Source organism: Paenibacillus sp. VMFN-D1 (assembly GCF_003386155.1).
GTDB lineage: Bacteria > Bacillota > Bacilli > Paenibacillales > Paenibacillaceae > Paenibacillus_AQ > Paenibacillus_AQ favisporus.
Genome location: NZ_QRDU01000003.1, coordinates 37,375 through 49,562, shown reverse-complemented (window position 1 = coordinate 49,562; position 12,188 = coordinate 37,375). Strand labels below are relative to the sequence as shown.

The 12,188-nt window shown below is 56.6% G+C and carries 13 protein-coding genes and 1 riboswitch; of the genes, 5 read left to right on the top strand and 8 right to left on the bottom strand.

The genetic code is table 11. The features are described 5' to 3' along the window. Positions 1 to 73: 73 nt before the first annotated feature. The gene (locus C7820_RS21150) at positions 74 to 442 is read right to left on the bottom strand and encodes a hypothetical protein (RefSeq protein WP_116232732.1); all 369 of its coding nucleotides are present in this window, start codon (positions 440 to 442) and stop codon (positions 74 to 76) included. A 134-nt stretch (positions 443 to 576) separates the two neighbouring features. After that, on the bottom strand, positions 577 to 2,703 hold the full coding sequence (locus tag C7820_RS21145; RefSeq protein WP_116232731.1) for an ATP-dependent helicase: 2,127 nt from the start codon (positions 2,701 to 2,703) through the stop codon (positions 577 to 579). Between the two features lie 304 nt (positions 2,704 to 3,007). On the opposite strand from C7820_RS21145, the gene C7820_RS21140 reads away from it, so the two are divergent. Beyond that, complete coding sequence (locus C7820_RS21140; RefSeq protein WP_116232730.1) at positions 3,008 to 3,808, top strand: zinc ribbon domain-containing protein; 801 nt, start codon at positions 3,008 to 3,010, stop codon at positions 3,806 to 3,808. 83 nt (positions 3,809 to 3,891) lie between these two features. Beyond that, a complete protein-coding gene (locus C7820_RS21135) occupies positions 3,892 to 4,752 on the top strand; it encodes a TrmB family transcriptional regulator (protein WP_116232729.1) in 861 nt (286 codons plus the stop codon). Positions 4,753 to 4,898: 146 nt separating this feature from the next. On the opposite strand, the gene C7820_RS21130 is transcribed toward C7820_RS21135, so the two are convergent. Then, positions 4,899 to 5,534: an NUDIX hydrolase gene (locus tag C7820_RS21130; protein WP_116232728.1), complete on the bottom strand. Its 636-nt coding sequence runs from the start codon at positions 5,532 to 5,534 to the stop codon at positions 4,899 to 4,901. Between the two features lie 133 nt (positions 5,535 to 5,667). On the opposite strand from C7820_RS21130, the gene C7820_RS21125 reads away from it, so the two are divergent. After that, positions 5,668 to 5,973 (top strand): hypothetical protein, encoded by a 306-nt coding sequence (locus C7820_RS21125; protein ID WP_116232727.1) that lies wholly within the window; start codon positions 5,668 to 5,670, stop codon positions 5,971 to 5,973. A 130-nt stretch (positions 5,974 to 6,103) separates the two neighbouring features. On the opposite strand, the gene mscL is transcribed toward C7820_RS21125, so the two are convergent. Beyond that, positions 6,104 to 6,595 carry a large conductance mechanosensitive channel protein MscL gene (mscL, locus tag C7820_RS21120; RefSeq protein WP_116232726.1) on the bottom strand — a complete coding sequence of 164 codons (492 nt, stop codon included), beginning with the start codon at positions 6,593 to 6,595 and terminating at the stop codon, positions 6,104 to 6,106. A 170-nt stretch (positions 6,596 to 6,765) separates the two neighbouring features. Beyond that, positions 6,766 to 6,865: riboswitch (purine riboswitch) on the top strand. Positions 6,866 to 6,991: 126 nt separating this feature from the next. Between mscL and C7820_RS21115 the strand changes: the two genes are divergently transcribed. After that, on the top strand, positions 6,992 to 7,570 hold the full coding sequence (locus C7820_RS21115; protein WP_116232725.1) for a xanthine phosphoribosyltransferase: 579 nt from the start codon (positions 6,992 to 6,994) through the stop codon (positions 7,568 to 7,570). A gap of 38 nt (positions 7,571 to 7,608) precedes the next feature. Further along, positions 7,609 to 8,967 (top strand): nucleobase:cation symporter-2 family protein, encoded by a 1,359-nt coding sequence (locus tag C7820_RS21110; RefSeq protein ID WP_116232724.1) that lies wholly within the window; start codon positions 7,609 to 7,611, stop codon positions 8,965 to 8,967. Between the two features lie 88 nt (positions 8,968 to 9,055). Here the strand turns inward: C7820_RS21110 and C7820_RS21105 are convergent, their stop codons facing one another. The 4 genes from C7820_RS21105 to C7820_RS21090 form a co-directional block, all read right to left on the bottom strand. Continuing rightward, entirely contained in the window at positions 9,056 to 9,964 is a 909-nt protein-coding gene (locus tag C7820_RS21105; protein ID WP_116232723.1) for a diacylglycerol/lipid kinase family protein, read from the bottom strand. Positions 9,965 to 10,104: 140 nt separating this feature from the next. After that, positions 10,105 to 10,443 carry a DUF4870 domain-containing protein gene (locus tag C7820_RS21100; protein ID WP_076172872.1) on the bottom strand — a complete coding sequence of 113 codons (339 nt, stop codon included), beginning with the start codon at positions 10,441 to 10,443 and terminating at the stop codon, positions 10,105 to 10,107. A gap of 189 nt (positions 10,444 to 10,632) precedes the next feature. After that, positions 10,633 to 10,926, bottom strand: coding sequence for a transposase (locus C7820_RS21095; protein WP_116232722.1), 294 nt, complete (start codon positions 10,924 to 10,926; stop codon positions 10,633 to 10,635). Positions 10,927 to 11,020: 94 nt separating this feature from the next. Continuing rightward, positions 11,021 to 12,040 (bottom strand): serine hydrolase domain-containing protein, encoded by a 1,020-nt coding sequence (locus C7820_RS21090; protein ID WP_258875336.1) that lies wholly within the window; start codon positions 12,038 to 12,040, stop codon positions 11,021 to 11,023. Positions 12,041 to 12,188: the final 148 nt, after the last annotated feature.

Here is a 12,188-nt window from a genome sequence, read left to right as displayed (position 1 = left end):
CCCGAATTCCATATACCGGGGTACCGGAAAGTCAGGCGGGGCAAGGGCCGGAAAGGAATATGGAAATCACCCTTTATTTGTTCAGAGGAGATCCTTCATAACCTTCATCGTGGTAGTCGGTATGCTGCATTTTACCTAAAATATTCATATCCTCGATCGTGCGCCGCGTTTTTTCGTCCCCGATCTCATGCAGATAAGCATACACGGCGATCAGTCTATCGTTATACTCATCAGCCGCTTCATCATGGTCGGCCGATTTATACGGAACAAAGGTGCGCTTGAACGCATACTCGTCTTCCTTGGTGAGATCCTCCAGCAGATCCCGCAGCTTCGACACTTCCGTCTCGGTCATCAGGACCTCATATTCGGCAGAATCATTAGGCACATCTTGAATCAGCTGATGGCTCACAGAAATATAGTAACGCTTCTTATCGGTATCCATAAGGCAGATTCCTCCCTTATCCATGGCATCCGCGCATCCCGTGTGTTGGCAAGTTCCGGTGGATGCTCCGGACAGGCATGAACGCTTTTACTGCTTTTTACACGGGACCGGCCGGTTTGAATCAGGAAAACACCTCAGCGTCTGGGTGAAACGGGCTTGGGCGAGTCCTGTTGGGGCAGGATGCCAAAAGCTTCATGCAAAAAGCGGGAAGGCGCCGACGGCTTGCCGTGGTAGTACGCGGGCGAGCTGATATACAGCCTCTCCTTGGCCCGCGTGACCGCGACATATGCGAGGCGCCGTTCCTCCTCCAGCGCCGCGGCCGCCAGCTGCTGCTCGTCCGTCAGCGCTTGCCCGGCTTTGATATCGGCCGGAGGCTGCTTCTTCAAAGCGGAGCTGTGCGGGAGAATCCCTTCGCTGGCGCCGATCCAATACACCTGGCGGAACTCCAGCCCCTTCGCCCGGTGGATCGTCATGAGCTGAACGGCGCTGCCGTTCCGTTCCTCCCGGGCTGCCTCCATTTGCTCATGGCGGGCCGTCAGCTCGTCCGCATAAGCCACGAACTCCTCGACGGTATCAAAGCGTCCAGCCGCGCTCTCGAACTCCTCCAGCGTATCGCTCACCATCTCTTTATACTGGGTATAAATGAGAGGATCGCCTGCCTGAAGGTACTTGTCGTAGAACTGTCTGCGCATTTCCTGAATGGCATAGGCCGGTTTGAGGGATTTCAGCGACTTGATGAACCGGATGCGCTCCTTGACCGCCTCCTGCTGAAAAGGCTGAAGCCGTTCCCACCGGGCGAGATGGATGAGCGGGTACTTTTTGGCCTGGAGCTTCTCCTGCTGCCGGATATAAGCCATACCGTCCTCTTTCGGTACATACAAAGGACCCAGCACGCTCTGCAGCGATTCCTTCCGCCGGGGCGTCAGGCTCAGCCGCAGGTGATCCATCAGCGGTTTGATCAATGTCTGGTCGTAGAACACCGGTGCGCTGCCGAACTGGACAAAAGGAATCCCGCACAGCAGCAGCTGCTCCAGTACGGCACGGCTGCTGTCGGACGTCCGGTGCAAAATGGCGATATCGTCGTAGTCCAGCCCGTCCCGGCCGACATGCTCCTGGATATGCTGAACGACCCATCGTGCCTCTTCATCCGGGGTTGCCGGAGTCAAGTAGGCAGGCTTAAAGCCGCGGGCTCCCGCCGCCAGCAGCTCCTTGGGTCGGCGCTGCCGGTTATGCCGGACGAGGGCGCTCCCCAGGCCGAGAATCCGGCTGTCGCTCCGGTAATTGATGTTGAGATTCACGATTTTGGTACCCGGATAGACGCGGTCGAACTCAAGGATCGATTCCTGCCGGGCTCCGTTAAACGAATAAATGGTCTGGTCATCGTCCCCGACGACCGCCAAATTGTGCCGGGGCTCGGCCAGCCGCCGGACCAGGTCGTACTGGATCGCGTTGGTGTCCTGAAATTCGTCGACCATCAAATAATGAAAGCGGTCCTGCAGCCGTTTCAGCGTAGCCGGGTTGTCGAGCAGCTTCCGGGCATGCAGGAGGATGTCGTCAAAGTCCCACTGGTTCCGCTGTGCCTTCCAATCTTCATAGCCGAGCAGAATGCGTTTGACGGCGGATTCTTCTTTGGTTGCCTCAGGCAGGTCAGCCGGCCATCCGCCCTGCATTTTCCAGGCGGACAGCGCCGCCAGCAGCGTCTCGGGCTGATAGGATCCGGTGTGATCCAGGCGGCGCAAAATCATTTTCATAATGGTGTGCTGAGCCGTGAATTCGCCAAAAATTTGCTCGGTATATCCGTGCTGGCGGAGCAGCAGCAGTCCGAAGGAATGGAACGTCCTCGCTTCTACGGCACGGGCCGCGGCTGCGGAAATGCCGGGCATGCGTCCGATTCTTTCCTTGATCTCCTTGGCGGCCTTGCTCGTAAAAGTGACCAGCAAAATCCGTGAACCCGGAATGCCGCGGACCGCGATCAGGTAAGCCGTCCGGGCGGCCAGAACGGTCGTTTTGCCGCAGCCGGCGCCCGCAAGGGCGAGCATTGGCCCGTCGCCGTGGCGTACGGCATCGATCTGCGGGGCGTTCAGCAGGATGCCCATCCGCTCCAGTTCGCGAAAGAAAAACGCGTCCGCGTCGCCTGCGCCCACCAACTCCCGGCTGGTGGAGAGGGACGCGGGGCGTGCTTGGGGAACCGGTGAGGAAGAGGGCACCTTCGCAGGCACGCTATGTATCGAAACATTCAGATGTATGGGGGGCTGAGCCATCGATAGGACCTCCTTTTATGGCTGTAAGGGATTGCCTTTTTCACAAGTGCACTGTAAATTTGGTATGATATATGCACATCCGGAAAGGATGCGCCTGCAGCCGCTCGATTCCAAGCTCCCGGATTCATAGCCGTTTGACGGCAGGCCCGGATTTCACAGGAAAGCTCCGGCATGGTATCTTGGTAATAGGCAGCCCGGGCAGCGGCCTGGGCAGATGATATGAGCTCAAGGGCACAGATTACTATTGTAAATGATCATTTGAAATGAATAAATGGGATGACATGGAAACTGGAGGAGAGAACTCATGAACATTATTCAGCGCCTCAAAGAAGGGGCTAACCGCGCAACGGAAAAGGCTCAGGGAACGCTGGAGGTCAGCAAGCTGAACAGCCAGATTGCCGACATCGAACGGGAAATGGGCATTCACTACAGAGAGATGGGAAAAGTCTTCTACGAAGGCTACCGCATTGGCGATATGAGCAAGGCCGAGAAGGAAATGGTCGACCTGTGCAAATCCTGCGACCTGCTTCAGGAAGAAATCGATGAGCTGCGTACCCGGATTGCCGAGCTGAAAAACGAGCGGCTGTGCAAATGCGGATACGTCGCCACGCTGGATGCCAACTTCTGTCCGTCCTGCGGAAGAAAGCTGGCGGATGATGGGGTGAAGCCGAGCGAGCCCGTCAAACCGGTCGGTTTTGCTTTTGATGAAGAAGCGATTTTCGGGAGCAAGGCCCAAGATGAGCCATCCTACCGGGAAGAACCGGAGGAGCGGGAATATTCCGGCCAGCAGGAAGCCGCAGCCGCGGTGGAACAGGACTACGACTATGAGTTTCCGATGAGGGAAGCGTGGGATGATCTTGACCTTACCGACGAAAATGACCCGGAAGCGGAGCGGGAGCGGCGCCAGGCCGAGGAGCTCGAACGCGAGCGGGAACGCCAGCTGGAGCTGGACCGCCGCATCCGCTATTGGAAGGAAAACAGCGGAGACGGCGATACGGGGGCGCGTGAAGAAGGTCCGCGCGATACGGTCAAATGCCAGATTTGCCGTGCAGACCTGCCTAAGGGCTCAAAGTGGTGCCCGAGATGCGGTGCGGAACAGATTTAGGGGTGCGAGAAACAAACGATTACGCTTAATAGAAGCTTTTTTGGCGGACAGCGGTTTTAGGCAGCTTGGGAGGACAAAACGTAATGGAACAACTGCTACATCATCTGCGGAATCTGGGATTCACGGAGATGGAAGCGAAAATAATGGTGGAGCTGGCGGGCAAGGGCCCGTCCTCCGGATATGAGGTGGCCAAGGGGCTGGGCGTGTCCCGTTCCAATGTGTACTCTACGCTGCAGCGGTTATGCCAGCAGGGATATCTGCACCGTAGCGAAGGGGATCCGGTCCGTTACAGCATGCTGAAGACGGAGGAGCTCACCCGGATGATCGCCGGGCAGATGAAGGAATCGCTTTCGTTCATCGAAAACCGGATGCCGCGGGTAGAGCCGGATCAGCAGCCCTTCTACAACGTGGAAGGGGACCGGAACGTCATGGAGGCGCTGGCCCGAGAGCTCGAGCGGGCGGAGCACGAAATCGTCGTCGACGTCTGGCGCGAGGAAGCGGCTTTGATGCGCAGCGAGCTGGAGCAGGCGGAGCAGCGGGGGGTGAAGCTGCTCTGGTCCTGTATCGGCAGCGATACGGGCATGGAGCGGCTGCTTCCCTGGCCGGCGTGGAATCAGGACGCAGGGGGCCGGCACACTTTGAAAGGCCGCAAGTTCTCTTTCGTCATTGACCGCCGCTGGTGCATGCTGGGCATGCGCGGGGAAGACTGCGCGACGCAGGCGCTGGTCACCGAGCATCCCGTGATGGTGGAGCTGCTGCTTCACCATTTTACACAGGAAATGGTGCTCTACGAGGTGGAGCAGGACCTTGGGGGCGAGCTGGCGGAGCGGTACGGTCCGGCTTACGAGCGGATTTACCGCAAGTATGTGGAAGTCGATCCGCGCGAGGATGACTCGGAAGCCATCGGGGATTTTGACGGTACTGAGGATTCGGAGGAAGTATAAAGCACGATAACGGGTACCGTTGAGACGGGACCCGTTTTGTCTAATGAAGTCCGGCGTTAGATGGTTCATGGCATGAACGATTCTCTGATTCTTTGCGACGGATCGGCCGCACCGGGGTCTCGGGGTTTTGGGATGTGCGAATCCCGTTACAGTTCGCGCAGCTTCATAAAAACGGTGTGATAATAATCACTGTTATGCGGTACAAATTGCTGTAAGCTCACTGTACACGCAAAGGTTTCGGTGTCGGAAGCAGGCCGCGGTTCCGAAAGGATGCCGGTTGCCTGCATTTCCCCGATCTCGCCATTCGCCAGTTTCAGGGCATCGTCCAGGCCGGCTTCGTAGAGACCCGTCAGTTCCTCGGCCTGAAGCTTGTAGGCGGCTAACGGCAGATCTAGCTTGGCGCCGAAGATGAAGCATCTCTCCCTGTCGATAAAAGCTTTTCCCCCGGCTGTCCCCCGATTCTCATAATCGGCGGTGCCGAGCGGGATCAGCTGGTCCAGGCTGACGGTGACGCCGAGTTCTTCCTCGAGCTCCCGGACTGCATCGGCGACGGTTTCTCCAGCCGCCAGATGTCCGGCTGCGGTAATATCGTAATAACCCGGGAAGGTGTCTTTGGACGTCTGGCGCTTCTGGAATAGAACCTTACGTCCACCCGGCGTATCGCGCACGATCCAGCAGTGGAACGTATGGTGGAGATAACCCTTGGCATGAACCTCTTCGCGCGGAGCGGTGCCGATCCATTCGTGGTCGTCGTTATAAATGTCGAAGAACTCTTTCTTCATGTGGCGAAACCTCCATTCCTATTTTTGAATTATGGAGGATTACCGGAAAAGTAGCAAGACTGGAGACAGGCTGCTGAAAATAAGCTTTGAAGTATAGCGTTTTGATCATGAACAGAGGAAGGGGGAAACATTGATGGAATGCATCGTACGGTTTGAGGTCAAATATCCGGAAGGGAACAAGCAGCTGCGAGGCTTGATCTGGACGGGGGAGGACGGACGCCCCACCGAAGATCAGCTTATTCAAATGTTTAAGGATATGAAATATAACGTGAGGGCCTCCGAAAGGGAACAGCTGCAATTTGTTCCGCTCGACCCGGGCGCGGGGTATACGTCGATACGGATCACGGAGCTGGACACCGGAAAAGAGAAGTACACGGAAGACCGTGATTTGAAAAACGTCATCAGCACGCTGATGCCAAAAGGACCGCTCGGCCTCTGATCCCGGAAGTGAATTCCGAAAGGGGCTGGCGGTCTTTTTTGATAGAAAAGGATAACACCTGCAAACCTTCAGGAGAGCAAGCTCTCCATCAAGTCCGCTCGGTCAGGGTCTGTCTACTTGCTCGGTCCCCTCAAGCCTGCAGCGGCTCGGGATCGGTATCCAGCACAGAGGTGCAGTGCGCACAGCGCGTAGCTGCCGCAGGAATCTCCGACAGGCAGTACGGGCATTCCTTGGTTGTTTTCTCCGGCTCGGGCTTTTCGTGCTCCCGGTTTTTGATCCAGTTGATGCCCTTAACGAGCAGAAAAATGCAGAACGAGATAATCAGAAAATCGATCACCGTGTTCAGAAACTGCCCGTAAGCAATGACGGGTGCTCCGACCTCTTTCGCCTCCGCGAGCGTGTTCACCTTACTGCCGTCTTTCATGGTTTTTCCGGTCAGGCGGATAATGAGATCGGAGAAGTTCACACCGCCAAGAAGCACCCCGATCGGCGGCATAATAATGTCGCTCACAATCGAGGAGACGATTTTCCCGAAAGCTCCCCCCACAATGACCCCGACGGCCAGATCGATCACGTTGCCGCGCACTGCAAATTCTTTAAACTCATGAATAAATCCTTTCATTTCACTAAACCTCCTGAATGTCATGCATCTATTCTAGCAGATCTTCTATAGGGCATTGTAACATTGAAACTGGTATTTGTTTCTGAAATGTTTTCAAATTGTCCATCAAATACCTCTTTATTTTTCAGCCCATTATGCGTTATACTTCATGCATTGTCATTTCATCAGTCTATGAATGAATATAGGTTTCTCGTATATGTGCAGGAATCGGCCTGCATGTCTCTACCCGATCACCGGAATGATCGGACTACGGGATGAACGATATTTTTCGGGCGCTTGTCCGGAATTTTTGAGTTTGTCCTGAGTCCGTCTATTTCCGCCGATCAAGGCAGGGGAAGAGATGGGCTTTTTTGTATTTTTACAGAGGAATGGAACGTCATCAAAGGGGGAAGCAAGTTGCAATTACTTAAGCAGAAAGTACTGGATGAAGGGATCGTGCTTAGCAATCAGGTGCTGAAGGTGGATTCGTTCCTGAACCACCAGATGGATCCTGTTCTAATGAAGGAAGTCGGCCGCGAGTTTACGCGCCGGTTTGCCGGGGAGGCCGTAAACCGGGTGCTTACGATCGAATCGTCCGGGATTGCCCCTGGAATTATGACCGCTTTGGAGCTGGAAGTGCCGATGATCTTTGCAAGAAAGCAGAAGTCATTGACGCTTCGTGACGATATTTTTGTAGAAAAAGTATACTCCTTCACCAAGCAGGAAACGAACGAAATTACGGTGGCCAAAAAGTTCATCCAGCCGGGGGACCGGGTGCTGATCATCGACGACTTTCTGGCGAACGGCGAAGCGGCCTTTGGACTGGCCCGGATCGTGGAGCAGGCGGGCGCGACCGTTGCCGGAATCGGCATCGTGATCGAGAAGGCGTTCCAGCCCGGCGGGCGGCTGCTGAAGGAAGCCGGTTACCGTGTCGAGTCACTGGTCCGCGTGGCGGCACTGGATGACGGCAAAGTGACTTTTGCAGAGCAAGACTAGCTCATTTATAAACAATACACGGGAGGAATGAAACCGGCATGGAACAGAATCATCAGGCTGACACGACTCAACTTACAGGCAAACGCCATCCGCTTAAAACCTTTTCGCTCGGGATTCAGCATGTGCTGGCGATGTACGCCGGTGCTGTTCTCGTCCCCCTGATTGTAGGAGGGGCCCTGGACTTTACGACCGAACAGTTAACCTACCTGATCTCGATCGACCTCTTGGCCTGCGGTGTGGCTACACTGCTTCAGGTATGGGGCAACCGGTTCTTCGGCATCGGGCTGCCGGTCATGCTGGGGTGTGCGTTCCAGGCGGTATCGCCGATGATCGCCATCGGTCTTAAGGACGGGGTCTCGGCCATTTACGGCGCGATCATCGCGTCGGGGATTTTCGTTGTTCTGTTCTCAGGGATATTCGGCAAGCTGATCAAGCTGTTCCCGCCGGTAGTCACCGGCTCGGTCGTCACCATTATCGGGGTGACGCTCATCCCGGTCGCGTTGAACGATCTGGGCGGCGGCCAGGGGGCAGAGGATTTCGGCAGTCCGCTGAATTTGTGCCTTGGCTTCGGCGTATTGATCTTTATCATTTTGATGAACCGTTTTGCTACCGGATTTCTGCGTTCCATCTCGGTGCTGATCGGCCTGATCGCCGGAACGGTTGCCGCGGCAATTTTCGGCCATGTAGATTTGGGCCCGCTCAAGGAAGCCGGCTGGTTCCATGCAGTCAAGCCGTTTAACTTTGGAACGCCGACGTTCCATGCCTCCTCGATCCTGACCATGATTCTGGTGGCGATCGTCAGCGTGGCGGAGTCCACGGGCGTCTTTATGGCGCTCGGCAAAATCGTCGACAAAGACATTTCCTCCAAAGACCTGGCCCGCGGGTATCGCGCCGAAGGCTTGGCGATCGTGCTCGGCGGGATTTTCAATTCCTTCCCCTACACCACGTACTCGCAAAACGTCGGTCTGGTTCAAATGAGCCGCGTCAAAACGCGCGACGTTATTGTCGTGGCCGGCGGCCTGCTGATCGTGATCGGGTTTGTGCCGAAAATTGCAGCGTTGACCCAGCTGGTGCCGACATCCGTGCTCGGCGGGGCGATGGTCGCCCTGTTCGGAATGGTCGTCTCCTCCGGCATCCGCATGCTGGGCGGGCAGGTTGACCTGAACCGCTTTGAAAATCTGTTCGTCATCGCCTGCTCCGTCGGCATGGGGCTGGGTGTCAGCGTCGTGCCGGATCTGTTCAAGGCCATCCCGGAAGAACTCCGCATCCTCGTGGATAACGGCATCGTGGCCGGCAGCGTGACGGCGATTGTTCTGAATTTGATGTTCAACGGTTTTAAAGGCGGGGTCTCCTCAGCGGAAAAGGGAGAAGCCGCCAGGAATGAGCATGCCGCCTAATTCCTCTGAATAAAATAGAAGTTCAAAAGGCCCGCCCCGTGTTCTTACGGGGCGGGCCTTTGATTGTGCGTCGATAGACGGTTTTCTTTTAGATATCAGAAAGCGCCGAGAATACCCGGATGGCGCCAGGATCCGCCCGGAAATCCATCGGGAGGGCGGATACGTCTTCTCCGTCGCCCTGAGCCAGGCGCGGGCGGTCAAACCTGATGCCGACCGTGTCTCCGCGAAAGAGGGTCACGATCGGCATCTTCACATGCGTTCCCTTCAGGACCGTCGGGAACAGGAACAGCAGCTGGAGCCGAGAGCAATCGTGGACTACGCAGACGTCCAGCATGCCGTCATCCGCCTTCGCCTGCGGATTGATGAGCAGTCCGCCGCCGTAGCTGGGCACATTGCTGACCGCGGTCAGCCAGGCTGACGGATAGCTGACCGTCTGGCCGCCGCAAGTCACGCTTACGGGACCCGGCTTGAACGTGACCAGCGTATGCAGCACGCCGATGACGTAAGCGAGGCGCCCGGCACCGATGGCGTTGCAGATCTTTTTGTACCGGCCGCCGTTCACGTTCTCGCTCACCTGCGCATCGAAGCCGGCGGCCACCGCCGTCATGACGGGCACGCCCGCGACCGAGATGAGATCGGCCGCTTGGGCGCTGCCGGTTAGAATGAGCTCCAGCGCGGCGAGCGGATCGCGGGGGATGCCAAACCCCCGGGCGGTGTCGTTGCCCGAACCGGCGGGAATCACCCCAAGCGGGATGCCGGTCCGCTTCAATACCGGCAGGAGGCTGTGGATCGTGCCGTCGCCGCCGATGACGACGATGGCGTTCCAGCTGCCGTGCTGATCCAGCGTTTCCGTCACCATCGCATCAACTTCTTCCGCACTAGCAGTCAACAGCGATGCGTATGCAATCTTTTTCAAATCGAGAGCCTCGCGCACCCGTTTCCAGGTACGGAGGCTCCTGCCGTTGCCGGACTTTGGATTAATGATAAATAAGTACATTGCTTTTCCCCCAACGCTAACGTAAACCCTTCATTCTTATTGTAAGAAGTCCGGACCGAAAAGGGAACGGTTTAGTCGGGCCGCATCTATGCTGCATTAGACGGGGCATATTGATAGGGCTACCTTAGTAATGGGGCATATTACAGGTGCCGCAGCTGCTTTTCCGCGATGTCGCCGATCCAGGGGAGCTTCAGCCATTTTCCCTGCAGGGACGTAAACAGCATGACCACCCACACGACGAGCGTCAGGATGGAGAGCAGGGCGGCAATGACCGGGCCGATCAGCGGGATCAGGCCGGACAGAATGTGGGCGATCATAATCGCGCCAAAAGTCAGAACGGACTGTAAGGCATGAAAAAGGACGAAGCGGCTGCGCTTCTCAACGGCAAGGAAGACGATGCCTCCGACAAAAGCGAACAGGTAGCAGAGCGTGGCGGCCATATTTTCCGGCAGACCGGTGGATGATTTGAAAGGGGACAAGATAGACCACTCCTTCTATACGGCAGGATTGTCTTCTATCATATGAACCCCGGAGACAAGTTATGAGCAGTGAAAAAGGCACCCGGCCGCCTGGGGTTCAGGTAGCGGGATGCCCTTAGTGATCCACTCTGTCCATTCAAAAGTCGGATCGGCTTAATACAAGAGAGCATTAAACGAGTGGGGCTGCTCTCACGCCTGGCCTCCGTGGCCGCCTTGGCCGAACTGCCGCCGCGGGCCGACGATTTTCTCACGCTTGTTGGTGTCGTTTTCTTTGGGAACCAGGCGCGGGTCCGTACGGCCCTCATGGTGGTTATCGAATGTAAATTCGGTCAGCTTCCACTCCGTCGAACCCAAAATCAGGTCAGCCGGGAACTCGTCACCCCGGTGAAGCAATTCCTCTCTACCCGATTCGTTGGTATATACGCCATCGACCTCAACCTTATCGTGGGAAATCGGCAGCATGCGTTTATCTTCATTAGTCATGACAAGTCCTCCTTCGTTCCATAGGAAATCCTTCAACGAACTGATTCTCATTTAAGTTACCCGGACCGGGAGCGGATTATCCCGCCGGGCCTAATCATTCCATGCTGCCGAGAATATGCTGCTGAAGGAGGGACCGCGGGTTTCTCCAGCGGCTGACCTTGCTGTCCGCAGTGAACACCACTACCGCATCCAGCTCTGGAAAAAGGTAGATTTGCTGCCCGCCGTGACCATGGGCACAGCTGAACGGCTGACCGCACATCCGGCCTGTCCACCACTGGTATCCGTAGTCGCCAAAGGCGGGGTAACCGTCGAGCTGCCGGGTCAGTGCCTGTTCGAGCCATGCTTCGGGGATGACCGGGCGGTTCTGCCACAGGCCTTTATTCAGGCAGCACAGACCGAACTTGGCCATGTCCCGGGCGGTCAGATACAAGCCGATATGGCCCATCGTATGGGCTTCGGGGCTGGAAGACCAGGCGGCATACTCGATCCCGAGCGGTCCGAACAGATGCTGGCGGGCGTAGCTGTATGCATCCGTGCCGCAGCACTCCGAGATCAGCACCGAGATCAGGTGCGAATCGATGCTTCTGTATTGGAAGACGCCGGCCATGTGCGCATCTACCGGCAGCGAGAGGGCGAACGATGTCCAGGCACGGCTGCGGTGAAATCGGTGGATCAACGGTTCGCCGAGCGTTTTGCCTGTCTGCCAGCGGAACCCCGTCGACATTGTGAGCAGGCGCCGAAGCGTCAGCACCTCCTCTAAGAGCGGGTCGGTCAATTTCCGCGCATAGTCCCGCAGATAAGGCATCAGCGGTTCGTCCAGGCCGGGAAGCTCTCGTCTACTTACGGCAATCCCTGCGAGGGTGGACGTGATGCTCTTTGTCGCCGAGCGGAGATCATGCAGGGTGCCGGGTCCGGCTTCATTATAATACCGCTCATAAATAAGCCTGCCGTGCCTGACGACGAGAAAGCTGCGCATTTTCGGATAACGCCTCAAGATCTGGGCGTGTGCCTCTTCAAGCGGTTCAGGCCTGACGTCTTCCTGCTCCGGCGAGAAGGTGGGGAAGGCAGGCGTGTGAAGCGGCGGGGAGGATAACAGCAGAACGGGACGATTCAATGGGACCGGCTCCTCTCTTCTGGATCGTTCTCCGGTACGGGCGATGGTTGACCGGTATCATTAACTTAACCCGAAATGCCGATATCCAAATAAACGGGCAGTCTGGAAAGTACTTTAAATCCGGCAGGACTGCACTCGAAAAAAAGTA